Here is a 26094-nt window from a genome sequence, read left to right as displayed (position 1 = left end):
AATAAAAAGAATCTGCTCCCATATTAGGTAGCAGATTCTTGTTGATGTAATTAAAATTCTTCCCAGTTTTCGCGGTCGTATTGTTCACCATCATCGTAGTTATAGTCATAATCATAGTCATAACCGTTCATCATGTTATACATTCCGTCATCAGTAACCGCAAAGTATAGTAAGAAAATCACTGCAAAAATGGCAATAATAGTATTAACTACCGCTAAAATAATCCCACTAATCAACAGTCCTATATTCCGTTTAATTACTTCACCTTTCGTGCGAACGATAAGGTAAATAACAAGAATAATAATTACATTAATAAATACCATCAGCAGACACCAAAGAATTGCATTCATTCCACGTTGTTCTGCATCTTTATATACCCAGATTGCTAAAAGTACTTTTGCTGCTAGCCCTAACACTGCACCAACAATAAAAAGTATTGGTAAGAACATCATCATTCCCATTTCGTCCCCTCATCTTCTGTAGAAATTGTTTCATATTTCTTAGAAACTGTTTTATATTCTTTTTTGTTAAGTATTAAAATACCTGCAATTATGAATAAAATTCCGTGAATTGAGAAAGCTTGTAATCCACCTAAAATGATAAAGCAAATGGCGATTGTTTTTAATTTTGAGCCGCCACTGTTCACTTTAAATGCACCAATGAAGCCAAAAACCGCGGATATAAGACCAAAAATTGCGGCAATCATTGAGCCAAAAGCCATTATCCCTGTTACAATTAAATCTTCTGAACTCGCGAAATAACTTGCATCGTCAAATATCACCAGCGCGCTAAAACCAAAAAGCACGGTGTAAAGCGCAGCTCCAAAAAAAGTTAATATGCTTAAAGAAGCACCAACGATAAGTAATGTAAATTCTGTTTGTCTGTTCATTAAATCCTCCATATGTTTAGTTAGTATTCTTATAGTGTACCATGAAATACGCTTTCACTAAATACAAAAATGAGAAAATTCACGAAAAATTCACGAAAAAGCTATTTCCTAAAAAGGAGATAGCTTTTACTTTTTCTTCAAAATATCATTTGCCAGGGCCGTGAATCCATAAAAATCAGAAAGTCCTGAAAGCTTTTCACCGTATTCTTCGCGCACTAATTCGACGAGCAACTCATAAATATTAATGGCTTCTTCATAATCATTTTTGCTTATACATAGTAAAAATACGGCGCGGACGGATTGTTTTTGATCCCATTTGATTGGTTTATCTAATATCCGAATAACGATTTTTGTTTCTTTCGCCATTAGTCCGAGTGGATGCGGGATTGCTATTCCGGTTCCGAGCACCGTTGAGCCTAGTTTTTCACGTTCGAGAACCGAGCGCAGAAAGTCGTCACCAACAATATTTTGTTGCTGCAATGAGTCGACCATTTCTTCTAAAATTGCCGTTTTACTCGTCATACTGCTTCTTGCAAAAAAATCGGCCGTGAAGAAATTAGATAGAAAGCCACGGTTAGGATCAGTTTGTTCTTGAATAATTGCCCCGAGCATTTTTAATTCTTCATTTGTTGGGATGTTGCTGATTTTGATGACCGGCTTATTTTTCTCAGGTATTCTAACGGTGGAAAGAATGATATCTTCTTCAATATGGATAAAACGGTTATATTCTTGAATCGAAACAACTTTTGTAATGTCGAGATTGCTCACTGCCGACTTCACTTTTGCTTCCACAATTCTTGCTGTTCCAAAACCTGACCCACAAACGATTAAAGCTGATTTATGACGATAGTAAGAGATTTGATAATTTCGCTCTAAAGATGCCCCGATATGAAGCGCCAAATAGGCTAATTCATTTTGATTAATGTCATATGGATAGTCTTTTTTTAGTGATTCTACTGCGTCGAGTGTGATTTCATAAGCTAATGGATAATAGCGTTTAATGTGCTCCGTCATTGGATTTTTGACGGTCATATGGTATTTCACGCGGTATAACATGGAATGAATATGGGCAACAAGATCCTTTTTCAGCTGCATGTCATCCTGTAAATGATAAAAATAATGTGACTCAATGCGGTTCAACATGCCTTCGATATACGCATAATCATCAAATTCGCTAATTTCTTTATCTTCTACGTTCAAAATTCGTTTGCTGGCGATTTGGAGAAGTAAATAATTTTTGTCCGCGTCGGCAATCTCTATTTCGAAAAGGGATTCTAAAATAGTTGCCAATTTAGCTGCAATCGCGATTTCTTCTTCACTAACGTCCGTTAATTCAAACTGTTCCAACATATGCCCGAGTTCAATTCGTTCCACTAAAATCATCATATGTAAAAGTAAGTTTTGAAGCGCTTCGTCTGTGAAACGAATGTTGGTCGCAAAAAAATAATCGGTCACAGCTGTCATTAATTTTTGCAGTTTATCTTTTTGTTTATGCCATTCGAAAAATGACTCTAAGTAGGATTCTGGGGCGTTTTTGGAAGCAATTAGCGCGGTTAGAGCATAGCGCATTTTTTCTTCATCGCCGACAATTTTCACGCCGCTACCCGGTTTCGAGACAAGCGTTAAATCATAGGAAGCAATAACCTTCCGAACTTGTTTCATATCATTGGAAATAGTTGCACGGCTAGCAAAAATCGTATCTGCCAAGTCTTCCAATTTAATATAGTCGGCGCTTGATAGCAGCAAGAAAATCTCATATTTCACGCGTTCTTCGGGATTATCTAAGTCAAAATAATCAGCGTTTTTCGGTTTATTTTTTTCGGCTTGAAAAGCTTGAAAAACGGTCGGATCAAGAATTTCGATTTTGTAACCCGCACCCCGAGTGAGCGTTATAGTTGCCCCGTTATTTTCGAGAAATTCGGTTAGTTTCGCAATGTCCGTTCGTATCGTTCGTTCGGAAATATGTAAATCTTGGCTGAGTTTCTGAGCTGATAAATGGCTACCCGCATCAAGGAGCATGCCATATAGTGTTTCCAAACGTTTATAAGCGAAATATCCCATTATTAGCAGCTCCTTTTTTAGGTAGTTAATCGTTATTTTTCAAATAAATAGCTTTGGACTTTGGCGTGTTTTAAAGTCGCTTGTTTTTCCTTCGCAGGGCTTTCATCCAAGTGGCGTTCTTTGCCTTGGAAAATTTCTGGAATGGTAATTTCTTTTTGTAAATATGGATTGAAAAAGCGCGTAATGAAGGCATCGCTATCTTCGGCTTTTTTCACTGCGCTAATAATCGCTCCGTCTATTGTCGGAAGTGCCAAGCTATATGTCGCATCCAGCGTTTTGTCTTCGTCGCGGTAAACATAAATTAAGCGGCCGTTTAGGAAATCTGACATTTGGTAAACTGGTGGATTCGATAAGTATTCTTTTGCTTTTTTCGCGATTTCCGCTTCGTCAAAAGAGCTTTCGAATAAAGTTAGCGCGAATGTTGCGTTGATTTCGCCAAGTAGTTGTGCGTCTGGTGTCGCAACGATTGATTCACCGGAAGCCCGACCTGGACGATATAGTAAATCGGTTTTACCCATATGGCTAAATGTGCGGAATAAGGTTAGCGAAATCGTATCGTAATTTTCGCCAATGATTTCATATTCGCGCACGCCTTCTGTCATTACAGCGACCCCATGAGATTCATCATGTAAGCTGACAAAACTTTGCATTGCTTCAATCGAAATTGGCGCTTCTTGCCATTCTTCCGCTTCCCATACATCCATTTCTGGAAGACGAACCGGGCGCTGGATTGGCGCGAATAATTGATCAGCTGTTGAGAATTTGCTAGCAATTTCGGTTGCAAACGTGACGCATAAACGATGACTCAATACTTGGTTAGCAATTTGTACATCGAAACGAATGAGTTCTTCATTTTTACGTAAAGAAATTACTGTTTTGATAGTCATTTCGTTATTTTTTTCACCATTTGCGCGTTCTTCTAAATTATACGGTACATTTAACTTGAAGGAAATAGTTAATGCTTGGTTGACGCTTGATATGCTAGACTCTACGCTTTCCACTACCGCTTCTTTCGATGAAATTACAAGGTCTTTTCGTGGCGGAGAATAGTTGTAGGAATCGCCATCGTCGCCATTTTCCACAAAAATCATTTGATCGGTGTAAGTTCTGCCCGCTTTTTTATCATGAATCGTTAGTGAATTGTTGGCTGCTAGCTGGATTTCATAAAATTCGTTTTCGATTTTTGTCGTGGCGGATTGTTTCGGTTCTTGCTCTGGTGTTTCTTTTTCTAAATTAAAGTAGATGGTGTCGTATCCTAGCGCTGGCAGGTTATTTACGTTTACTAGCATCGTCGCTAAAAAGACTTTTTCTGGTAAATAAACGGGTCTGCTTGGATTTAGATCGATATGTTGATTCAAGACATATTCGGTTAGGTCTGTTTTCTCTAGAATGGTGTATTCAAGCGTGTTTCCTTGCGTATCTTCTACTGTGAAATTGTCTTCTGGAATGTAGGCGGTCATTTTGATAACGCCACTTTTTTCGTATGGAAGTGGGTTGAAAACGGTAAATTGGAATGGTTGTTTTTGTTCGATTTTTTCGCTGATTAGGCGCATGTTTAAATCGAGTAAATTGGTCACTAAATCCGAAGCCAATTTGTAACGATGTTTGACGTCGCGGTTGGTCGTATCACTATTACAGCCACCAATGCTATCGTGTGCAGCATTTTCAAACATCAACTTCCAAATTTCTGCGAGTTCATTGTGTGGGTAGCGGTTGCCAAGTGAGTAGCTGATTGAAAGAACTGGCTCTAGCACATTGCTTAAAAAGTTTTCAATTTGATTGTTCGCTTGTTTTAAATCAGCTCGAGTAGAGAAAATCGATTTGTGCAGGCGACTATGTTTTCCTTCTGTTAATTCGCCGGCAATGACTGGTAAATCGGTCACATCTTTTTCTAAATCCGCGAAAAATGTTTCTGGTGAAGCGATTTGGTATTCCCGCGTGCTATCTAATTCATTGAATTTCGCAACCAATTCCGGCAAATTTTTTCTGACTGGCGCTTGGTCTAAACCGTTTGGGAAATAGACATTTGGCGTTGAAGCTTTTTCTTCTAAAGCACCAATTTGTTCATCCAAATACGTTTTAAGTTCGGCTTCATTTTCCGGAATGTTCGCTCCGTAGTAGTAGCCGAATGGAATTTGTTCCGCTAGCATTTCTGTGCCATCATCACCGCGCCAGATAAATTCGGTTTGTTTCAAGCGATTATCAGCAACCCCACGCCAAAACAGAAACTTCGAGATACCGAATTCTTTATAAATTTGCGGCATATTACCACCTTGTCCGAATGCATCCGGGACATAACCAACAGCCATGCTATGTCCCATTTCGCGTGCAATTCTCGTACCATAAAGCAAGTTTCTAACAATCGATTCTTGTGAAATGACTAATTGATCCGTTTGTGTATACCAAGGCCCCGTAATAAGCTGTTTTTCAGCAATAAGTTTTTCTAATCTCGATTTATCTTCCGGGCAGTAGCGCAAATAATCTTCTATTAAAGAACTTTGAGCATCCATTAAGTAAAAATGGTAATCTTCTTTCGCTTCTAAAGTTTCAATTACTTCTTTTAAATGCTTCACTAAATAGATTGTTGAACGGCTTGAAGTGAAATACCATTCTCTATCCCAATGCGAATGCGGAATTACATGTACTTTCGTTTTAGTCATTTTAATTAAATCCTCCAACTATTATTTAATCTCTATTTCGTCAAAACTAATATCGATATCGTCAATAGCATCGTCTGCAGCTGCTGTTTCTTCTTCTGTGAAATTGACGAATAAGTTCGCGCAAATTCCAATAATAAACGCTCCAACTAGACCACCAACTAAGTAAGCCCAGCCGTTACCAATGGTGAAGAAACCATACATTCCACCGATTGGCGGCATTTTTACATAAGCGCCAAGTCCCATTGTTACGGCACTTCCAATCGCACAGGCAATCACATTTAGCGGAATTAATTTACCCGGGCTGCGTAGTGTAAATGGAATCGCACCTTCTGTGACCCCAATTAGCCCCATGATTAGCGCGCCATTTCCAGCTTCTTTAAAGGTAGTAGAATAATTCTTTTTGCGTAAAAGTGTTGCGATTCCGTAGCCTAGTGGCGGAATACAAATTGCGACATTAATCATGATCGAAGGTAGATAAATCCCACTCATAAATAGCGCATTCCCAGCCATCCAAGCGGCTTTGTTTACAGGTCCACCAAGGTCAAATCCAATCATTGCTCCTAAAATAAGTGCTAGAATAATAACGTTTGTATCGTTTTTACACATTTCTGTTACCCAATCAAGTAACGTTTGGTTTAACCATCCAAGCGGTCCGCCGAGAATAAGTGACATCAGTATCCCCGTGGCACCAACCGTGATAAGTGGCAAAATAATTAGCGGTAAAGAACTAGCAGCTGGTCCAGTGATACGAACATGTTTTTTCACCCAGTTTGTTAACCAACCGGCGAAGAAACCAGCGACCACAGCACCTAAGAAACCAGCATTTGTACTTGTAGCCAAGACACCACCGACAAAACCAGCAGCAAGCGCCGGTTTTCCAGCGATTGAATAAGCAATATATCCCGCAAGTACTAAGTTAAGTAAGCCAATTGCCGCCCAACCTACATTTTGAAATAAGTAAACGTAATGATAAAACCCGCTTGCATCAGCGTAAGCATCTAGATTTGTAACCCCGCCGATAATCCCAATCAATTTTGCAACAGCTACAACAAGCGACCCTGCAATAATGACCGGTAGTGCATACGATATCCCCGACATTAAATGGTCTTTTGCTTCGTTTAATTTCCCTTTCATGACTTAATTAGCCTCCTTTTGTTTGCGTGCTTCAATTGCTGCAACAACTTTACTTAACACCGCTTCCCCGTTTGCGACACATTGACCAATTTTCACACGAACGACTGGTTTTCCTTTGAAACGCTCTTCCCCGTCGATCACTTTATCTGCCGCGATAATAACTACATCTGCCGCACTCACTTCAGCTGGTGTGATTTCATCGATTGTTCCCATTGCTCCTTGTTGTTCAATTTTGACATCGTGACCTAATTTTACTCCCGCTTTTTCTAATGCCTTTGCTGCCATTGGTGTATGCGCAAGTCCTGCGATACATGACGTAACTCCTACAACTTTCATATCAATTCTCCTTCCAAATTATCTTTCAAGTAATCCATCAGTTCGTGTTCCGTTTTAATCGTTAAAATTTGTTCTTGAAACGTTTCTTCTAGTAAATTCACAGCCACACTGGATAAAATTTTCAGATGTTGCTGGCTGGCCTCGCTTGCTGGAACTAATATTGCAAAAATGGCTTGTGCCTTAAAGCCTTCTTTTGACTCCCAATCAATCGGTTCAACGAGACGAATGAAAAGCAGTTTCGCTTCCGATATTGCCTCCGTTTTCGCATGTGGAATGGCGATTAATTGTTGTACCGCAGTTGCGTATTCTTTTTCGCGTGCCCATAAGTCACGCTCCACTTGTGCTGAATTCGTCGTGATACCGATTTCAGCCGCCTTGTCTGCAATAAAAGCTAGCACTTCTTCTTTTGTGCTTAGATGCTGATTTAAAAATAATTGTTCTTCTGATACTATCATTTCGTCACCCCGTATTTTTTCAATGCCTTGCTTACAATTACATTCTAATGAAACCGATTACTTTTTTGAACATAAGGAATTTCCAGTTAAAGTGGAAAAAGATTAATTTACACAGAAAAAAGCCATAAACAAAGCGTTTCCGGCTTCATTTATGGCTTTTCTAAAGGATTTATTTTTCGATATTTAGTTCTTTTTGATATTTGGCAAAAAGTGATTCGAACTCCGCTTTATTAAAATCGTATGTTTTTCCTTCTGCGCTCGCTTGTAATTTCTTCAAGCAAATATGCCAACCAGAAATATCTCTCGGGCTATGTTCGGTGATTGCAGTGAGACGTTCTGTGAATGTTAGCTTCGTTTTATTCGTCGCAGTGGCATTCAGTTCAAAGGCAACCTCATCTTGATCCCACTCGAAAGCAAGTTTCTGGTTAACTTCCAACCCGCGAATTGGCATCTTTATTTTTTCTTCAAGCGTCATAACAAAAAGTAAATGTCCATCCGCGCCGAGCTCGCCTATTTCAAGTTCATCAAACCATTTTGCCAAGCCTTCATTTGTTGTTAATAATTCGAAAACTGCTGCAACTGCTGCGTTTATTTCTAGTTCAAATTCCACTACCGCCCCGCCAGCATCTTGCTTCGTGATTGATTCATCCATCAAAATCCCTCCCGCTAATTTGCTTTTATTTTCGCATAGATTGATCGTTCTCGCAAAAAGTAGGACTCGTTTAACGTTCAACTACCACGCGCTCGTATAAATCTTCTAACTCTGCATAACTAAGTTCTCTTAACCTGTGTCGTTCCACATTGGTCACAAGGCTGACAATTTCAACTAAAACCCAAGTATCGTCCGCTTGTTGTTCTACTTCCATCCCAAACGCCTCCTTTAGTTAATCCGCTCGCAACGCATCTATCGGCATTTTTTTCGATGCCTTCCGTGCTGGAACTACGCCAAACACCACGCCAATAAACATCGAAAACCCAACTGCTAAAAGAATTGTCGAAGCAGAAACATGCATTTCAAAACTAGATACGACCGTAACCATTTGCGCAGAAAAAACGCCTAATAAAATCCCGATGCCGCCACCTAACAAACTAAGCACAATCGCTTCAATCAAAAACTGCATTAAAATATCGCCAGGACCCGCACCAATCGCCTTTCGAATCCCAATTTCACGGGTCCGTTCCGAAACAGAAACGAGCATAATATTCATAATTCCAATCCCGCCAACGAGTAGCGAAATCCCAGCAATCGCCCCCAGTCCAATCGTAAGCGTACTCGTAATGCTATCAAATGTATCCAGCGCCTGTTGTTGATTCACCACCGTATACGCATCCTTATTATTCGGAAAAAGCTGACTCATTTTCTGCTCTATTCGCTTAACTCCCGCCGGAACCTGCTCCGTATTATTCGTTTGAACATAATATAAATCTACAGAATCCGTTTTAAAAAGTCGTTCAGCGGAAGTAATTGGGATAAACAGTTTCTCGTCTGCTGATCCAAAGAGACTCTCGCCTTTTTCTTCCAAAACACCAATGACCATATATCTGGCACCAGCGATTTGCAGATGCTTTCCGACCGGATTTTGATTTTTGAAATAGGTTTTGGCAATTTCCGAGCCAATAACTGTTACTTTCTGGGCATAACGAACATCGACATTCGAGCAAAATCGACCTGACGCAACTGCCAAATTCTTGATGCTGGCATAATCTTCCGTTATTCCAGTCACTTGATTGCTCGCAGTTTTGTCACTTGTTCTAACTTCCTTTGTTTGTATCACTTCCGGCGAGCCAATTTCAGCTCCATTTAAAAGACTTTTCGCGTCTTTATAAGTAAATTTGTCGTTAGGATTATCTGAATAAAAGCTAACCGACACCAGGTTGCTCCCCATATCGCCTAATTGGGTAGCGACATTTTTCGATATCGCCTCACCAATCGAAACAAGCAGTATAACCGAAAAAACACCAATAATAATTCCGAGCATCGTTAAAAATGTGCGAAATTTGGCGGATAATAGTTGTTTTAATGCTAATTTCACACTCTGAAAAAGGCTCATAATTCATTCCATTCACGGAGTTTTCCGTCTTTTATTTCTATGATTCGTTCGGCTTGTTCGGCGATTTCTTTATCATGTGTAATCATAACTAATGTATTTCCTTCTCTATGAATTTCTTTGAGTAACATCATTACTTCTTCTCCGGTTTTTGAATCTAGCGCTCCTGTTGGTTCATCTGCTAGTAATATTTCAGGGCTTCCGGCAATGGCTCGAGCGATGGCGATGCGTTGCTGTTGCCCTCCTGAAAGTTGCGCGGGTAAATGTTTCGCTTTATCTAATAAGCCAACTCTCTCTAAACTTTTTGCTACTACTTTTTTTCGGGTAGTTTTACGGACGCCGCGATATACTAACGGCAATTCGACATTTTCAAAAGCAGTGAGCCGTGGCATTAAATTAAATTGCTGAAAAATAAAGCCGATTTTCTTATTTCTAATTTTAGCTATTTTTTTGTCGGATATTCGCATTAGATTTACTTTGTTGAGATAGTATTCGCCTAAAGTTGCTTTATCAAGGATACCAAGGATGTTCATTAATGTTGATTTTCCAGAGCCAGATGGTCCGATAATCGCCAAAAATTCGCCTTGTTTGATTTGAAGGGATACGTTATCTAATGCTTTGACAGTATTTTCTCCCATTTGATAGGATTTTGAAATGTTGAATAGTTGGATCATGTTGTTTTCGCCTCCATCTAAGGAATAATCACAAGTTGCCCTGCAGTAAGTCCTTTTACTACTTGGATAGATTTGGTATTATGTTTGCCCGTTTCAATCCAAACTTGCTTCTTTTGTTTATCGGCGTCTACGATATAGACGTAATTTTTTTCTGATTTATCCGTGTGAACCGCTTCAATTGGTATTGTTAGGACATTTTTTTCTAGCGCTACAAGCACGTCTGCACTAATGGACATATTTTCTTTTAAATTAGTTTCGGTTTCCAGATTAATAGTTACTGCGTAGGAAGTTACAGACCCGTTTATGACTCCTTTTTCGTTGATATCAGTTATTTTTCCTTTGTAAACTTTATCATTTACTGCTTCGACATGTACGTTAGCTGTTTGTTTTTCTTTTATTTGGTTGATTTCTAATTCGTCTACCATAATTCGGGCCGCAAAATCTTCATATTCAGGCCATTCATTTTCTTTTTTGACGATGTGTCCTTCTGCGGAAACATAGACACTTAAATCTGCTATTTTCGCCTCGACTGTTTTGTAGTCAATGGTTTGCGGCGTTTTTGTTTCATTTTCTTTTATAAAATAATAGCTAACTGATGCACCAATGATAATCAGTATGATAACCCAGCTTATTTTTTTCAATAGTTAAAAACCTCTCTTTAAAAAGCAATTAAGATCATTGCATTCATAATGTGTTGAAAGCATTTTTTTAGTTGTTCGTAATCCCATGATTTTAAAATAGCAATCATGTGCGCTAATTCTTCAGCAATTCGATCACTTGCCGAAACAATAATTAGCCGTACTTCTTTTGTTGCATTATCATTTATTTCATTCCATAAATCTTGAATTACTCTATTAAAATAATCATTATTCAATTTGCCAATAAACGCGCAAATAAAATCTTCAAAAGCACCACGCATTAATTCGTATTCTCTATTTTTCTCATATTGAATGACGCTCTCTGCTATTTCTATGATGTCATCTACTACAACATAATCTTCCCGTAAGACTAATTTTTCCGTGCTTTCATACATTAAAAGTTCGACTAATTTCATCCGTGAAAAAAACTCTGTAATCGTTACTTCTGTGTTTTGAACGAAGGCACCACGGTTGTATTGATGAACTAAAAAACCGGAATGGCACAGGTTGATAATCGCTCGCCTAATCGGTGTTCTGCTCATATTTAGTTCTTGGGATAATTTCGCTTCTACTACACGATACCCTGTTGGATACTCACCCGTTGTGATTTTGTTCTTGATGTACTCAAAAGCTACATTTTCCAGTCGGTCACCTTTAGCAATTTTCGGCATAACTGATTCCCCTCTCCCTATGTAAAACTTCTTAAAAACAGCTTTATAATGCCATTTTATCATCTAGTTAATGAAAAGAGTATCGAACTTAAAATACTCTTTTCATCCATGATAATTTATCTATTTGCTTTTTTGCGATACGTGGTAATGCCGACTGTAGCTAAACCAAGTCCAGCAAGAACTACCCAAACCATCGAATTGTCACCCGTTTTTGGTATTTTGCTTGCTTTTACATTCGCTGTTTCTGCATTTCCAGCAGCTTGCTTAGGCTTTGTAGGATCGCTTGGTGTTCCACTTTGAATCAGTTTGATTGGCTCTATAATAAGCGTTAAATCTTGTGTTACAGTCACTTTAATTGTAAGCGTTGCTGATAAGTTACCAGAATCTGTTACAGTATACGTGACTTGATAAACACCTTTTTTCGTATTATTCACTGTGTCTTTTGTTATTTTGATTTTTGCTGTTAGGTCGCCATCTTCTTTATCCGTTGCGGTAACACCTTTTAACGAATTAAATAGGTCGCCTACTTTGATTGTTTGATCTTTGGCATTGATGACTGGAGCTGTATTTGCTGTTGTAGCTTCTTTAGTTACGGTTACTTTGATGCTTTTTAGCGTTGTGATTTCGCTTGAGTTTGTTACTTTGTAATCCACATCATATTCGCCACTTTTAGTCGTATCGACGGTGTTTTTTGTAACTTGGATAGCACTTGTAATATCACCATCTTTTTTATCCGTTGCAGTTACGTCATTTAGAGGATTAAACGTTTCATTTTGTTTGATTGTTTTATCTTCTGCATTAATAACTGGGGCTGTTGGGGCTTCTGCTGGTGTTTCGTCTGTCACAGTGATGTTTTTCCAAATTAGCGACGTTTCTGGCGTTGTTGGTAAAACGGATCCTGCACCCGCGAACACGCCAATGTCTGCTTTTGTATCTTCATTTGCCGTAAATTCGAATGTATGTGTGAAAACTTTACTATCATCATTTGCTACGTCCATTACATTATCTTGTGTACGAGTTACGGCGTTGTTGTTAAGTGCTACACCGGAAGAACTTGGTACAAATAGTCCCGCTTTTGCGGATTGTCCTGTAATTGTATCTGTCATTGTCATATCAACATTTGCTTCATAAGCTACTTTGTATTTGTACGTTTTGCCTTTTTCAAGTTGGACATTTTCATAACCAACAAAGTAAAAACCACCTCGTACATCTTTGTATGTCAAACTGCTTTCTGAAGTGTTTGCTGCTTTTGCAATAATACCTGGGGCGAAGTTAAAAACAACCATTGATAGTAGCGCAACTGTTGTAATGATCGCGATTATTTTTTTCATGGATTTAAAATCCTCCTTTTTTACATCTTTAATTAGAAAATAGGGTTAAGAAAGTCTTAACCCTATATTTCAGCGTATTCTACTTGGTAATCAACCAAAGATTCCTTTGATTAGATTGTTTAGGATTTCAGTTACATCTGGGAAACGTAAAGCGCCAGAAAGGTTAGTTAATAATTGTAGGAAGAAATTCATCTTTAGTAGCCTCCTTTCCTATTTTTATTTTTTTAAAATCAACCGAAGATTCCTTTGATTAGGTTGTTTAGGATTTCAGTTACATCTGGGAAATTAAACGCTCCCGAAAAATTACCTAATAATTGTAGAAAGAAATTCATGTGTAGTAGCCTCCTTTACGTATTATTTTGTTAGAATCAACCAAAAATAGCTTTGATTAGGCTGTTAATTACTCCTGTTACGTCTGGGAAATTTAAAGCTCCAGAGAAGTTACCTAATAATTGTAGAAAGAAATTCATCGTTTTCACCTCGCAATATTATGTAGTTGGGACTGTCATCCAAAGTTAATTATAGCTGATAAAAACGCCATTTATAGCGCTTTCAAACTTTAAAAACATTGCTCCAAAAATAGTATCCTAATCTAATTTCCCGTGTCGTTCAGATTGGCATATTTGAGGACAATTATCAGAAAAATGTTTATTTTTTGTTGTCAAGCAAGCAGCTTTTGACACATTTTCGCTACATTTATTTATTCTCCCAAGCCAAATCGTTGCTACAACAACGTTTTCCACAAACGTCTTTACTGATTTTGTACATAATTAGACTTTCTCTAGTGAAAAATACAATCGTCCACGCGAAAAAGTACCCTAGCAAGATTCACTAAGGTACTTTTATGATTATTATCGCAAAACTGGACAAAGCCGTGTAACGTGAGATAATAGAAAAAAATGATTTGGTTAGGAGCGAAAAAATAGCATGACAAAAATCGGCTTTATAGGCGCAGGTAATATGGGTACAGCAATGATTCGAGGATTAGCAAAAGCTAATTTAATAGCAAGAGAAAACATCATCGTTTGCGGTCGGAACATCGAAAAACTAAAACCGCTTGAAACGGAATTTAATGGCCTTGCGTTAACAACAGATACTGAAAAACTCGTAGAACAAGCAGATATTATCATTTTATCGGTGAAACCTTATACAATCCCAGAAATTTTAACTACAGTAAAAAATAAGTTAACACCAGAAAAAATCGTTATTTCTGTAGCAGCAGGCGTTACTATCAAAGACTTAGAAGAATTAACTTCTGCGGAGACTAAAATTGTCCGAGTAATGCCAAATACACCAGCATTAGTCGGTGAAGCAATGTCTTCTATTTCGCCAAATGCTAATGTAACGCAACAAGAAATTGATGAAGTTTCCGCTATTTTTGCTAGTTTTGGAGAGGCAGAAGTAGTGTCCGAAAACCTCATGGATGCGGTCATCGGTGTTAGTGGTTCTTCGCCAGCCTATGTTTATATGTTCATAGAGGCGTTAGCAGACGGCGCAGTACTAAATGGCATGCCACGTGATAAAGCGTATAAATTCGCCGCACAAGCCGTCCTAGGCGCTGCAAAAATGGTTTTAGAAACGGGCGAACATCCAGGGAAACTTAAAGATATGGTTACTTCTCCCGGCGGAACAACGATTGAAGCCGTGAAATCACTGGAAGATAATGGCTTCCGTTCAGCCGTAATCAACGCAGTCCAAGCTGCAGCACAAAAAAACAGCTCTATGTAAGATTACAGATATTTAATGAAAAAATACTTTTCTTCCCCTTTTAGCGGAAAATCTTTTACACGTCCAAGCTCGGTAAAACCACACTTTTTATAAAAATCTGGGGCTTGGTAACTAAATGTTGTTAATGAGATATGGTGGCAGTTATTTGCTCTACCATATCTTTCTATTTGTTCCATTAACGCTGTTCCGACGCCTGTTCCTTGTGTGCTTTTATCGACGGAAAGAAGGGAAACATGTAATTCCCCGTAGCTGATTTTAGCTGTTACCCCACCAACTATTTCCCCGGATTCGTTTAGTGCTGCAAAGCCAATATGCACAGTATCTCTTTTGGGGATATCGTAGCCTAGCCGTTCTTTATGCTCCAAAAGCCCTTCAATTACTCGTGACTCTAATTCTTCAAGTGGCATTTCTTTAATTGTATATTCCATTTTTCAGTTCCTCCTTCACACAAAAAAGCATCACTAGAAAGTGACGCTTGGTGAGATTATTTTAAGTTTGCTACGCGACCATAGCCGGCAATGTATTTTTTCCAGTAGCCAGATTTGATGGTGTCATATTTCACGCCGTTATTTTGGGCATTAAGCATTTTGCCATTGCCGACATAGATTCCAACGTGCGCGATGCCTTTACCATAGTTAAAGAAAATCAGATCGCCGTTTTTTAGTTCGTTTGCTTTAATTTTCTTAGCTGCAGTGTATTGTTGTTTGGCTGTTCTTGGAAGTGATTTTTTGATGCCTTTCGAGTAGACATATTGTGTGAAACCGGAGCAGTCGAAGCAGCTTGGGCCAGTTGCGCCAATTTTGTAGCGTTTGCCAAGGTGTTTTCTTGCTTCGTTATTTAATGCGGTAAAACTTTGTGTTGTTGCAACAGGTGCTTTATATGTAGTTACACATTTACCTGAAACATACCCTACTTTACCGTTATATGTTGTTTTATACCAGTTATTGTTCGTCTTTGCAGTGAAAGTAACTGTTGTGCCTTTTTTGTATAACCCGATGACTTTACCATTTGTGTTGTCTGCTGTGCGAATATTTACATCAGCCGTTATCGTCATTTTATATGTTGTTGCTGCTGATGCGTTAGTTGTTGGTAAGAATAGTACTGAAAAAGAAATCATTAAAGCTATAAACGCAAAAAAAATCTTTCTTCTCGTTGCTATTATTTTCAATCCACGCACCCCTTTTTTATATACACACAGCATATCAGGTCAATGTTACAGTTGTAATACAGGGATTTTAAAAATTGAAGCTATTGTGTAACAGATTAGACACAGCAACAAAAAGACCCAAGAAACTAGTTCTCGGGCCAACTTTTATAAATGATTTTTCCGTAAAGAAACGGGCTTATCAAGGATTTCCTTCGTAATTATTGCTTCTTGTAATCTGCCACGTAATTTACGGGCTTTTTTAGGATGATTACTTGTGTTTTTAATTAGATTCTTTCCTTTGGCCACATTGGATTCTCGGCGGATATCTCGTAGCATTTTTTCTTGAGTTGCCTTTTGTTCGGCAATTACTTTGTCTTGTTCTTTATTTTGTGTAAAAGTACCTTGTGATACTTTACGTTTTTCTGGTTTTTTGGTGATTTGAGTATGGCTCGCTTGATGAGTCGTGCGTAATTTCGGTCTTTGTTGTGGCGCTTTCTCCTCTTCCTCTTCTGCCCCTTTACCGGCTTTACTAAGGAAATTTATAAGGACACCAACTATCCCAAGAACGACTAAGACACTCTCCCAACCACTATTCAGAAAATCACTTAAATCCATTGAAAACACCTTCTTTCTTGCAAAAGATCAAGGTTTATTTTTCGTCTTCGTGTGCAATCGATTCACGCATAGCTGTATCTGATTGTACATTTTCCATTTTGTAGTAATCCATTACGCCTAAGTTTCCTTCTTCTAAAGCGCGAGAAAGAGCGCGTGGAACTTCTGCTTCTGCGGCTACTACGGCTGCTCTGTTTTCTTGTTCTAGGGCAATCGCTTCTGCTTTACGTTTCGATGCAGCTGCTTGAGCAACTTCCATATCAGCGTTGGCTTTTTCGATGTCTAGTTTTGCTTTAATGTTGTCCCCGATACGCATTTCGGCGATATCAATGGATAAAATTGTATAAGCTGTTCCGTCTCCAAGTCCTTGTTCTTGAACTTTTTTCGAAATGCTGTTTGGATTTTCTAGTACGTCTGTATGTTCTTTTGTTTCACCGACTGTAGATACTACGGCTTCACCGACACGGGCGATAACTGTATCTTCACCAGCACCACCGACGATACGTTCAATGTTCGATTGTACAGTAATTTGTGTGATAACTTTTACTTCTACCCCGTTTTGCGCCACACCAGTAAATTCAGGTGTACGGATAACTTTTGGTGTTACGGAAGTTTGTACTGCTTCAAGTACGTCACGTCCAGCAAGGTCAATAGCTGCTGCACGGCTGAAATCTAGTTCAATATTTGCGCGGTGTGCGGCGATTAACGCATCAACTGTGTTATCCACGTCCCCACCTGCTAAATAGTGACTTTCAAGTTGGTTTACTTCTAAGTCTAATCCTGCTTTTACTGCTTTAATTAATGGTTTTACAACGCGAGAAGGTACAACACGACGTAATCTCATCCCGATTAAAGTTCCTAGTCCCACTGGTACACGTGCGGATAATGCACTAATCCATAACCCCACTGGTACTAAAGTGAAAAATACGATTAAAAAGATGATAATCAATACTGCGATAATAATTGGTCCAATCATTGTCATTTTTCTCCCTCCTGTATATCTTCATTGACTAGTACGTACCCGAAATCGATACCTACTGCAATTATTGGTTTTCCCACTTCTAAATAACCTGTTTTTAAGCGAGCTTCATAGACTTCTCCGTCTATTCTGACACTACCAATTGGCTTAAGCGTCGTTTGTGCTACGCCTTTTTTACCTACTACTTTGTCTCGTAGCGCTTTCATTCTTTCTACTTCTTTGTCCTCTAAAACCCCCCGATGCACGAGTCCCCATGATTCTCCATAAACAAAGTCATCTTCTGTAAAATTATGCTTCAAACTAGTCACCTTCTTTAGGAACTTTTTTTAAATTTTACTTTCTCCTGTAATAACCATAACATGAAAGAAACCTTATGTAAAAAGCTTTTAGCAAGAATTATGTAAATTTTTTCACTTTTGTAGAAAACTATATTATAGAAGAAATAAAATTTTGGAATAGCACACTTTTTTACGCCTTATTTAAGTCCCATTCAATCGGTGTTCTTCCGTTTTCCTCCAGAAACTCATTGGTTTTCGAAAATGGTTTGCTTCCGAAAAAGCCTCGGCTCGCGGCCAGTGGGGATGGATGGACGTCTTTAATAAGTAAATGTTTTGGGTTTGTGATCCCACTTGCGACCTTAATGGCGTGATTGCCCCATAAAATAAATACGAGTGGTTGCTCATAATTATTTAATTCTTCTAAAACATGCTCTGTGAATGTTGCCCAGCCTAGTTTTTTATGGCTACCAGCTTTGCCTTCCGCCACGCTCCAGCTTGTGTTCATTAGTAGTACGCCTTGCTCCGCCCATTTGGCTAGATAGCCGTGGTCTGCTGGTTCGATGTCTAGGTCCGTTTTCAATTCTTTGTAGATATTGCGTAGGCTTGGTGGGATTCGCACGCCTTTTTGGACGGAAAAACTTAGGCCATGCGCTTGTCCAGGACCGTGATATGGGTCTTGACCAAGAATGACGACTTTGACTTTATCATAAGGACATAGACGGAAACAGGAAAACATATCTTCCTCTGTCGGATAGACGTTTCCGTTTGCTCGTGCTTCCTTGACTGCTTCCATTAATTCTATAAAATAGGGCTGTTTTGCTTCTTGCGCTAAAAATTCATCCCAAGTTTTCATTATTTTATTCTCTCCCATCCTAGTAATTCAATCATTCTGTCCTTCAATTATACGTGTCGATGCAAGCAACTGTCAAAAGCCTAAGCAATTCGCGTGGTATACTTTTTAAAAGAGAAAATATTGTGGGGTGAAGAAAAATGGCGGAAAGAAAAGTGTCTTGGTTAGAACTGTTTTTTGATTTAATATTCGTTACTGCTGTTGCTTCCACGACGCATCTTTTGCTGAGTGTTGATAATCATCCGGATAAAACGGCTGTTTATTTTGGTGAGTATTTATTAATGGTGACGCCGATGTTTTGGGCATGGGTTGGTCAGACGATGTTTTTCAATCGTTTTTGGAAAAAAATCAAACTACCTGAACTTTATATGTTACCTCAAATGTTTTTCTTGATTCTGATGACGGCGAGTTTTGATTTAACATTTTCGAATACGTATTATACTTTTTTGATTGGTTATTTGGGAATTCGGTTGATTACGGTTATTCAGTATTTAGTGATTAGTAGGCAGTTGACGGGAAATGCGCAGAAAGTGGCGCTGCTTCTTGGGAGTGTTTTTTTACTTGGGGTTTTGACAACGGCGACTTCAGTGTTTTTTGACGGATTTGCGCGTTATTTAGTGATGTATCTTGGGATTGCTGTTGATATTATTTTACCGATTTTCTTGTCTAAAATATTGCGAAAAGTGCCAGTTGATTTTCCGCATTTGGCTGAGCGTTTTGGCTTGTTTGTTATTATTACTTTTGGTGAGAGTATTGTTGCGATTACGACCATATTAGTTGGGCACACGCTTGATTTATACACGATTGGTTATACGTTGCTTGGCTTTTTAATTATTTGTACGCTTTGGGCATCGTATTTTTATAGCTTTGAGAAAATTGTTGATCATCATAAGGAGACTCACGGGCAGTTTTTGATTTACGGGCATTTCTTTATTATTGTTTCGGTAATGTTGCTAGCTGTGAATTTGCATTTGTTATTTGAGGGGCATTTGCAGCGAGACGTGCTGTTGTTGCTGTTGTTTGGTTCTGTAGCTGTGTTTTTTGTCTCGAAGCAATTTGTTTTTGTTGCTCATAAAAAGGCCGAAGTGACATTTTCTTTTTGGAAAGATGCGTTGTTATTAGGGCTGTTGGTGGGGCTGTTTTTTGTTAATTTGTATAGTGATTTGCCGCTGTTTGTGAGTTTTGTGAGTATTTTGGTTTGTGCACTGGTGGATTTTGGTTTACAGTTTGGGACTTCGCGGTCGGCACGAATGTAAATAAAAAAAGATGAGCATTTCGCTCACCTTTCCTCGCTCGTGTCCTGATGTCTTGTATAATCTGTGAAAATAAATAGGCCCATTAAAAAGCTTACTAAACATACGATTGGACGGAAGTAGAAGCCCGAATAGCTCGGGGTGAATATTAGTCCAAAAATAAGTCCAAAGAGCCATAAAACTAGTGCCATAAATATTAGAAAATCGTTTCGGTAAGCACAAATAATTAGAATTCCTGCTAAAATCATCGCTAATGACATTAAATAGCCTGATGACGCCGCAAGATCTTCCGGTATCATAAACAAGTTATTTTTTTTACTGTCAGGGCTTAGTATTTCAGCAAGAGCACCAACAAAACCTGCTTGGATTGACATAATCCCACAAAAAATACGCATTTCACACCACTCTTTTATAAAAATACATTTTAGCTTATTAATTATGGCATAAAAAATCTGGATTTACTACGCGACAATGTAACTAAAAATCATTTAAACACGCCAAAAACTAGTATAATTTGCTTTATCTTGAATATTAAACTCGATAACTTTTGTTAATAAATCAAAATCAACTGGTTTAGCCCATGTGATTCGGAATATACCTTTCGTATGACTATAACCCGCCTCTTTAAGTTCGGCTTCGAAACGCTCAATTCCAGCCGCTTCTGGGGAAACGCTCATATGTTGTTTTGCAATAGAGAAGCCAATAATGAACGTGTCATTCTTTGTAAACATCGGTGTATTCCATTTGATTTCCGGCTTTAAGTCTGGAAAAGTTTCCGCCACCCATGTTAAAACTTCTTGTGTTCGCGCGCGGTGATCCGGATTTTCAATTTCAGCTAAATATTCTGCAAAAGCTTCCATATTATTTCCTCCTATTAAAACATAATCTTACAGTTACTTTTTATTATAAAGGAAAACTAGGGCGATGCAAGGCGTGGCTATTGGATGTGGCAAACAAAAAACAAGTCCTGCGTTGGACTTGTTTTTTGTTTAGTTTAATATAGTCGCGCATTTTTCAGATTTGCTTGTTTTTCTTCGTATGCTTGCTTGATGCTTGCTTTGTTTGAAACTTCGGAAACTCCCACATTCCACCAGTTAAGATAGCCTTCTGACATTGTTTTTGGTAATACTTTCATATCGATTAAAGTTGTTTTGGTTTGTTTTTTTGCGTCTTCCAGTGCGCTGATTAAATCTTCTTTGGTGTTGGCTCTATAGACTTTTGCGCCGTATCCTTCTGCAATTTTGGCGTAATCGACTTGCATAATTTGGTTGTCGCTATCGCGGAATTCGCAGAAGAAACTGTCGCTGCCGTTTGCCATTTGGAGGTTGTTGATGCAGCCGAATCCGGAATTATCGAAAAGCATGATGTTGATTTTTTTGCCGTATTGTAGGGATGTTAGTAGTTCTGAGTGTGACATGCAGAAACTACCATCACCAACGATGGAGTAAACTTCTTGGTTGTTTGCTGCGGCCATTTTTGCACCGAGGGCTCCGTTTATTTCGTAGCCCATGCAGGAATAGCCGTATTCTAGGTGGTAGGTGTTTGGAACAGCTGGATTCCAAAGTCGTTGCAGGTCGCCTGGAAGTGAGCCGGCCGAACAAACGACGATGCTATCTGGGGCCACTGTGTCATTAATCGTGATGAGTGCTTCGGTTTGCGTGAATTCGGTTTGCAAGCTGTCGGCGTATTCGTTTAGGGTGGCTTGGTCGAATTGGTCTTTGATTTCTGGTGTAAAAGCTTCTCGGTTGAATTTCGTGTTTTGTAGTCGCGTTCTTTCTGCGAGCCATTCTGCTTTGTATGCGGCAATCTTGTCACCAAATTGGCTTTGATAGCCTTTTAAAAGTGGCGCGAGTTCGGCAAGGGTAGCTTTGGCGTCGCCGACAACTTGGAAAGCGTCTAGTTTGTATGTTTGCATGCGGCTGACGTTAATATTGATAAATTTGGTTGTTGGATCAAATGCGGTTTTGGAACTGGTTGTGAAATCGGTGTAGCGCGTGCCAATTCCGATGACCAAATCGGCGTCACGGATAGCTTTATTCGCAGCTAGCGTCCCGAGGATTCCAGTGCCACCTAGGTTGTTTTTGAAGTCAAACTCAACGGTTGATTTCCCGGCGTGCGTTTCGACGAGCGGAATGTTGCTTTGCTCGGAAAGGGTGATTAATTCTTCGCGAGCATCTGAATAGCGGGCGCCACCGCCGACGATTATAACTGGGGTTTTGCTAGCTTGGATGAGTCGCGCCGCTTCGGTTAGCTCGCGCTTCGTTGGAATTTGCCGATTGAGATAGTGAATTCGTTTTTGGAAAAATTCGACTGGATAATCGAATGCTTCTCCTTCTGTGTCTTGCGCGATGCAGATTGTGGCTGGGCCGGCGCTCACTGGGTTGGTCATTACTTCAAAAGCGCGAATCAGGGCGCTCATGAGTTGTTCTGGTCGCTGCACGCGGTCGAAATATCTGGAGACTGCTTGGAAGCCATCATTGGTTGTAATCGCCGCGCTCGACTCATGCTCTAGTTGTTGCAAAACTGGGTCGGGCTGTCTGGTTGCGAATGTGTCGGCTGGCAAGAATAATACGGGTAAATTGTTCGCAAGTGCGGTGCCGGCTGCTGTTATTAGGTTGGCGGAACCCGGTCCTGCTGATGCGGAACACGCGTAGATGCGCTTGCGATTTTTTTGTTTTGCGTAGGCGATTGCCGCGTGCGCCATGCCTTGTTCATTTTTCCCTTGATACACATTTAAATGACCCGGATTTTCTTCTAACGCTTGGCCAATTCCAACCACATTTCCATGGCCAAACACCGTGAAAATCCCGTCCACAAACGGCGCCATTTCCCCGTCCACTTCAATATACTGCTGATTTAAAAATTTCACCAGAGCTTGCGCGGTAGTTAGTCGAATTGTTTTTTCAGTCACCATAATCCCCTCCTACTCAGCTTGCGCAATGAGCGCTTTAATTTCGTCGGCAGTTGGCATCGCATCCGAAGAGCTATGCTTGCTAACCACAATCGAAGCCGCCGCACTTCCGTATTTAAGCGCTTTTTCGATACTTTCATCGCTAAACAAACCGTATAAGAATGCCGATGCATAGGAATCCCCTGCGCCAAATGTTTTAAGTACTTTTGTTTTATATGCTTGCGCTTGGAATGTTTCACCCGCTTTTGTATATGCGAACGAGCCTTCCACGCCATGCTTGATGACGACAATTTCTGCTTGATGTTGGAAAAGATATGCTTTTGTCGCTTCATTTTTGCCACCGACTTGGTTTTCCATCATATCGAATTCGTCACGCGTTCCAATAATCACGTCCGCCTGTTCCGCGACAAGTGAATAATAAACCGCTGTTTCTTCGGTGTTTTTCCACGTATAAGGACGATAATCCAGTTCGAAAGCAACAATCACATCATTTTTCCGAGCTAAACTAACTGCTTTTAAAACAGCTTCCCGCGACGGACTTTGCGCCAAGGCTGTACCAGAAACGAGCAGCACGCGGGCTTCTTTGATATAGTCTTCTGAAATTTCTTCCGGCGCTAAATATAAATCAGCCACATTTTCACGGTACATCAAAATACTGCATTCATCCGGACTTTTAATCTCCGTAAATGCCAAGCCAACTTTGCGGCCTTCTGTATCTTTCACCATTCCATCCGTATTTATCGCTAAATCACGCATATATTTTTCAATAAAACGACCATGTTGATCATCCGAAACTTTACCGATAAAACCGACTTTTAAGCCAAGTTTTGCGGTTCCTATCGCAATATTCGCCGGCGATCCACCTACATATTTCGAAAATGTCATCGTTTCTTCCATTGGACGATTGTATTCGACCGCGTTCAAATCAATGCACGCGCGCCCTACTGTGATTAAATCAAATTTTCGTTCACTATGTTTTTTAAGATTCATGCTCCAAGTCCTCCTCTTAGTCTCGCTCTAAAATCCATTCGTGATCCGGATCGTTATGGAACTTCCAAACCCGCTTCGGCCCTGCCATTACGTTCAAATAGTACGAATCATATCCATCCGGAACCCCAACAGGATGATAGCCTTCCGGAACGATAACTGCATTTTGGTGCTCCACAGCCATCGTTTCATCAAGCGCACGGTCATCCGTATAGACGCGCTGAAAAATAAAACCTTGCTCAGGATTAATTTCATGATAATAGCTTTCTTCCAAAAGTGACTCCGCTGGCAAATTATCGCTGTCATGTTTATGCGGCGGATAGCTAGAAAAATTCCCGCCATCCGTATACACTTCCACAACCAACAAACTACTCGCAACCTCACTCACATCTGGCAAAATGTTATGTACCAGTCGTTTATTTTGATATTTTCCGCGCTGCTCAATCGAATTATCGCTTGCTTTAATAAGCGTTGTCGGTAAATCTCGATCAGCCGGTGAATAGCAAAGCGCCACACGAGCTTTTTCAGAGTCTGCCTTCACTTGAAACGCTCGTCCACCGGAAATAAACACGCTATCAGTCGGAATTTTTTCAAAAACGTTCGCTCTTGTGCCGATTTCCGGAAAAATATGGTCGCCCTCACTCACCGAAATTTTTCCAGTAAGCGCGACGATACAACATTCAAGCCCATCCAACGTTTCTTGATAAACGGCATCTTTTTCCAATTCAATCAACCGAAATCCAACGTAACTTAGCGGCGAGTTTCCTTGGTTAATATCTTGAACAAGCGTAACGCCAGGTGCTATTCTTTCATTTAATGGTTTTCGTAACAGTTTGCCCATGTTCGCGCCCTCCTATTCTTCGTAACCTTTTAATGAATATCTCGCAGTAACTACTTTTTTATGTGTATAAAAATCTACGCTGTCTTTGCCGTTTGCATGAAGTGTTCCATAAAAGGATGATTTCCAACCAGAAAACGGGAAAAATGCCATCGGAGCAGGTACGCCCAAATTCACACCAAGCATTCCAGCATCGATTTTTTCTCTAAAGTAGCGAATTGCTTTGGCATTATTTGTGAAAATACAAGCACCATTCGCAAATTCAGATTGATTTGCCACCCGAACTGCTTCTTGGATATTTTTCACACGAATCACGGATAAAACTGGCGCGAAAATCTCGTCTTTCCAAATCGTCATATCCGTCGTAACCTCTTCCAAAATTGTCGGCCCAACAAAATGACCTTCAGAAAGTCCAGTCTCCCGGCCATCTACTGTTAATTTCGCGCCTTCTTCTATGCCTTTTTCAATATAAGCAATCGTGCGTTTTTGATTTTCTTCGCGAATGACAGGGCCGAGGAAAACACCATCGTCTAGCCCGTTTCCAATTTTCACATTTTGCGCGGCTGTTCGAAGTGCCGCTAGAAACTCGTCCGCGATTCCTTCTTCAACAGTGACAACCGCGCACGCCATACAACGTTCGCCAGCTGACCCAAATGCCGCTGAAATAACATTCGTGACTGTATCTTCTAAATCCGCATCATTAAGTACAATCGTATGGTTTTTCGCGCCCGTCAAAGCCTGCACACGTTTCAAATTCGCGCTCCCAGTTTTGTATACATATTCGCCAACTGGCTTAGAACCAACAAAAGAAACCGCTTTAATTATTTCGTTTTCTAAAATTCCGTTAACCACATCATGCGCCCCGTACACAACATTGAACACACCTTTTGGAAGACCAGCTTCGGAAAATAATTCCACCAATTTCTCCATCAAAAGTGGCGTTCTTTCGGATGGTTTTAAAATAAACGAGTTACCAAGCGCGATGGCCATTGGGAACATCCAACAAGGAACCATCATCGGAAAGTTAAATGGCGCAATTCCACCAACAACCCCAACCGGATAGCGATAATTTGCCGCTTCCACATCCGTTGCAATCGAAGCCAGTGAATCACCCATCATCAACGTTGGTGCTCCCGCCGCGAACTCAACATTCTCTATTCCGCGTTGCACTTCACCGCGTGCCTCGGATAAATTTTTACCATTTTCAAGTGTAATTAATCTTGCTAGTTCTTCTTTATGTTGAATGAGTAACTGTTGGAATCCGAATAATACGCGCGCACGTCTTGGTACAGCAACTTGGCTCCATTTTTCAAAAGCTTGTTCAGCAATGACAGCCGCCTGATCTAATTCTGCGCGTGTCGAAATCGGCACTTGGCACAGCACTTCACCCGTCGCTGGGTTGATGACATCTTCGTATTTATCCGTCTTACTCTCGACCCACTCACCGTTAATATAATTCTTTAATTTCCGTACATCTGCCATAAATAATCCCTCCACTTAAAATTACTCATAAGTTAACCATCAATCGATTTATACCCCCATATTAAGCCAATAAAATTGAAGAGTCAATTTAATTTTTGTCACTAACTTCACCATAAAAAATCACAGTTGATA

The 26094-nt window shown here is 39.8% G+C and carries 28 protein-coding genes; 2 read left to right on the top strand and 26 right to left on the bottom strand.

Features of this window, described 5'->3' with window-relative positions; all coding sequences use genetic code 11:
• Positions 1-50: 50 nt before the first annotated feature.
• From HCJ55_RS10920 to HCJ55_RS10855, 14 genes are all read right to left on the bottom strand, one after another.
• Positions 51-461: a hypothetical protein gene (locus tag HCJ55_RS10920; RefSeq protein WP_185518171.1), complete on the bottom strand. Its 411-nt coding sequence runs from the start codon at positions 459-461 to the stop codon at positions 51-53.
• Complete coding sequence (locus HCJ55_RS10915; RefSeq protein WP_185518169.1) at positions 452-889, bottom strand: DUF4064 domain-containing protein; 438 nt, start codon at positions 887-889, stop codon at positions 452-454. Before HCJ55_RS10915 ends, HCJ55_RS10920 begins: the two co-directional genes overlap by 10 nt.
• A gap of 126 nt (positions 890-1015) precedes the next feature.
• Positions 1016-2950 (bottom strand): BglG family transcription antiterminator, encoded by a 1935-nt coding sequence (locus tag HCJ55_RS10910; protein ID WP_185518167.1) that lies wholly within the window; start codon positions 2948-2950, stop codon positions 1016-1018.
• A 32-nt stretch (positions 2951-2982) separates the two neighbouring features.
• Positions 2983-5610: a mannosylglycerate hydrolase gene (gene mngB, locus HCJ55_RS10905; protein WP_185518165.1), complete on the bottom strand. Its 2628-nt coding sequence runs from the start codon at positions 5608-5610 to the stop codon at positions 2983-2985.
• A gap of 21 nt (positions 5611-5631) precedes the next feature.
• Complete coding sequence (locus HCJ55_RS10900) at positions 5632-6744, bottom strand: PTS fructose transporter subunit IIC (RefSeq protein ID WP_061105414.1); 1113 nt, start codon at positions 6742-6744, stop codon at positions 5632-5634.
• 3 nt (positions 6745-6747) lie between these two features.
• Positions 6748-7080, bottom strand: a complete 333-nt coding sequence (locus HCJ55_RS10895; protein ID WP_003723112.1) for a PTS fructose transporter subunit IIB — start codon at positions 7078-7080, stop codon at positions 6748-6750.
• Entirely contained in the window at positions 7077-7535 is a 459-nt protein-coding gene (locus HCJ55_RS10890) for a PTS sugar transporter subunit IIA (protein WP_008946816.1), read from the bottom strand. The genes HCJ55_RS10895 and HCJ55_RS10890 overlap by 4 nt, the downstream gene beginning before the upstream one ends.
• A 169-nt stretch (positions 7536-7704) precedes the next feature.
• Positions 7705-8187, bottom strand: coding sequence for an SRPBCC family protein (locus HCJ55_RS10885; protein ID WP_185518163.1), 483 nt, complete (start codon positions 8185-8187; stop codon positions 7705-7707).
• Between the two features lie 70 nt (positions 8188-8257).
• Complete coding sequence (locus HCJ55_RS10880; RefSeq protein WP_008946814.1) at positions 8258-8401, bottom strand: BH0509 family protein; 144 nt, start codon at positions 8399-8401, stop codon at positions 8258-8260.
• A gap of 18 nt (positions 8402-8419) precedes the next feature.
• Positions 8420-9586: an ABC transporter permease gene (locus HCJ55_RS10875; RefSeq protein ID WP_185518161.1), complete on the bottom strand. Its 1167-nt coding sequence runs from the start codon at positions 9584-9586 to the stop codon at positions 8420-8422.
• Positions 9583-10257 carry an ABC transporter ATP-binding protein gene (locus tag HCJ55_RS10870; protein ID WP_185503041.1) on the bottom strand — a complete coding sequence of 225 codons (675 nt, stop codon included), beginning with the start codon at positions 10255-10257 and terminating at the stop codon, positions 9583-9585. Before HCJ55_RS10870 ends, HCJ55_RS10875 begins: the two co-directional genes overlap by 4 nt.
• A gap of 17 nt (positions 10258-10274) precedes the next feature.
• A complete protein-coding gene (locus HCJ55_RS10865; protein WP_185518275.1) occupies positions 10275-10874 on the bottom strand; it encodes an efflux RND transporter periplasmic adaptor subunit in 600 nt (199 codons plus the stop codon).
• Between the two features lie 41 nt (positions 10875-10915).
• Positions 10916-11566 (bottom strand): GntR family transcriptional regulator, encoded by a 651-nt coding sequence (locus tag HCJ55_RS10860; protein ID WP_008946810.1) that lies wholly within the window; start codon positions 11564-11566, stop codon positions 10916-10918.
• A 116-nt stretch (positions 11567-11682) separates the two neighbouring features.
• A complete protein-coding gene (locus tag HCJ55_RS10855) occupies positions 11683-12897 on the bottom strand; it encodes an LPXTG cell wall anchor domain-containing protein (RefSeq protein ID WP_185518159.1) in 1215 nt (404 codons plus the stop codon).
• 927 nt (positions 12898-13824) lie between these two features.
• On the opposite strand from HCJ55_RS10855, the gene proC reads away from it, so the two are divergent.
• The gene (proC, locus tag HCJ55_RS10850) at positions 13825-14625 is read left to right on the top strand and encodes a pyrroline-5-carboxylate reductase (protein ID WP_185504515.1); all 801 of its coding nucleotides are present in this window, start codon (positions 13825-13827) and stop codon (positions 14623-14625) included.
• A 2-nt stretch (positions 14626-14627) separates the two neighbouring features.
• Here the strand turns inward: proC and HCJ55_RS10845 are convergent, their stop codons facing one another.
• The 6 genes from HCJ55_RS10845 to HCJ55_RS10820 all read right to left on the bottom strand — a co-directional run bounded on the left by HCJ55_RS10845 (position 14628) and on the right by HCJ55_RS10820 (position 18497).
• Positions 14628-15053, bottom strand: coding sequence for a GNAT family N-acetyltransferase (locus HCJ55_RS10845; protein WP_185518157.1), 426 nt, complete (start codon positions 15051-15053; stop codon positions 14628-14630).
• A gap of 56 nt (positions 15054-15109) precedes the next feature.
• On the bottom strand, positions 15110-15793 hold the full coding sequence (locus HCJ55_RS10840; protein ID WP_185518155.1) for an NlpC/P60 family protein: 684 nt from the start codon (positions 15791-15793) through the stop codon (positions 15110-15112).
• A 144-nt stretch (positions 15794-15937) separates the two neighbouring features.
• A complete protein-coding gene (locus HCJ55_RS10835; protein ID WP_008946804.1) occupies positions 15938-16387 on the bottom strand; it encodes a hypothetical protein in 450 nt (149 codons plus the stop codon).
• A 34-nt stretch (positions 16388-16421) separates the two neighbouring features.
• Positions 16422-17366, bottom strand: coding sequence for a flotillin-like protein FloA (floA, locus tag HCJ55_RS10830; protein ID WP_008946803.1), 945 nt, complete (start codon positions 17364-17366; stop codon positions 16422-16424).
• The gene (locus HCJ55_RS10825) at positions 17363-17662 is read right to left on the bottom strand and encodes an NfeD family protein (RefSeq protein ID WP_003741454.1); all 300 of its coding nucleotides are present in this window, start codon (positions 17660-17662) and stop codon (positions 17363-17365) included. Before HCJ55_RS10825 ends, floA begins: the two co-directional genes overlap by 4 nt.
• A gap of 169 nt (positions 17663-17831) precedes the next feature.
• Positions 17832-18497: a uracil-DNA glycosylase gene (locus HCJ55_RS10820; RefSeq protein ID WP_185503197.1), complete on the bottom strand. Its 666-nt coding sequence runs from the start codon at positions 18495-18497 to the stop codon at positions 17832-17834.
• A 134-nt stretch (positions 18498-18631) separates the two neighbouring features.
• Here HCJ55_RS10820 and HCJ55_RS10815 point away from each other — a divergent pair, with 134 nt between their 5' ends.
• Entirely contained in the window at positions 18632-19747 is a 1116-nt protein-coding gene (locus HCJ55_RS10815; protein WP_185518153.1) for a low temperature requirement protein A, read from the top strand.
• A 23-nt stretch (positions 19748-19770) separates the two neighbouring features.
• Here the strand turns inward: HCJ55_RS10815 and HCJ55_RS10810 are convergent, their stop codons facing one another.
• The 6 genes from HCJ55_RS10810 to iolA all read right to left on the bottom strand — a co-directional run bounded on the left by HCJ55_RS10810 (position 19771) and on the right by iolA (position 25962).
• On the bottom strand, positions 19771-20139 hold the full coding sequence (locus HCJ55_RS10810) for a hypothetical protein (RefSeq protein WP_008946800.1): 369 nt from the start codon (positions 20137-20139) through the stop codon (positions 19771-19773).
• A 93-nt stretch (positions 20140-20232) separates the two neighbouring features.
• On the bottom strand, positions 20233-20604 hold the full coding sequence (locus HCJ55_RS10805) for an iron chaperone (protein WP_185518150.1): 372 nt from the start codon (positions 20602-20604) through the stop codon (positions 20233-20235).
• 134 nt (positions 20605-20738) lie between these two features.
• On the bottom strand, positions 20739-22655 hold the full coding sequence (iolD, locus tag HCJ55_RS10800; RefSeq protein ID WP_185518273.1) for a 3D-(3,5/4)-trihydroxycyclohexane-1,2-dione acylhydrolase (decyclizing): 1917 nt from the start codon (positions 22653-22655) through the stop codon (positions 20739-20741).
• A 12-nt stretch (positions 22656-22667) separates the two neighbouring features.
• Entirely contained in the window at positions 22668-23645 is a 978-nt protein-coding gene (iolC, locus tag HCJ55_RS10795; RefSeq protein WP_185518148.1) for a 5-dehydro-2-deoxygluconokinase, read from the bottom strand.
• A gap of 16 nt (positions 23646-23661) precedes the next feature.
• On the bottom strand, positions 23662-24483 hold the full coding sequence (gene iolB, locus HCJ55_RS10790) for a 5-deoxy-glucuronate isomerase (protein ID WP_185518146.1): 822 nt from the start codon (positions 24481-24483) through the stop codon (positions 23662-23664).
• 12 nt (positions 24484-24495) lie between these two features.
• Complete coding sequence (gene iolA, locus HCJ55_RS10785; protein ID WP_185518144.1) at positions 24496-25962, bottom strand: methylmalonate-semialdehyde dehydrogenase; 1467 nt, start codon at positions 25960-25962, stop codon at positions 24496-24498.
• Positions 25963-26094 lie beyond the last annotated feature (132 nt).

The organism is Listeria marthii, from assembly GCF_014227425.1.
GTDB classification, from domain to species: domain Bacteria; phylum Bacillota; class Bacilli; order Lactobacillales; family Listeriaceae; genus Listeria; species Listeria marthii.
Note: the sequence above shows the minus strand (reverse complement) of the source record. Positions and strands in the feature narration are given on the sequence as shown.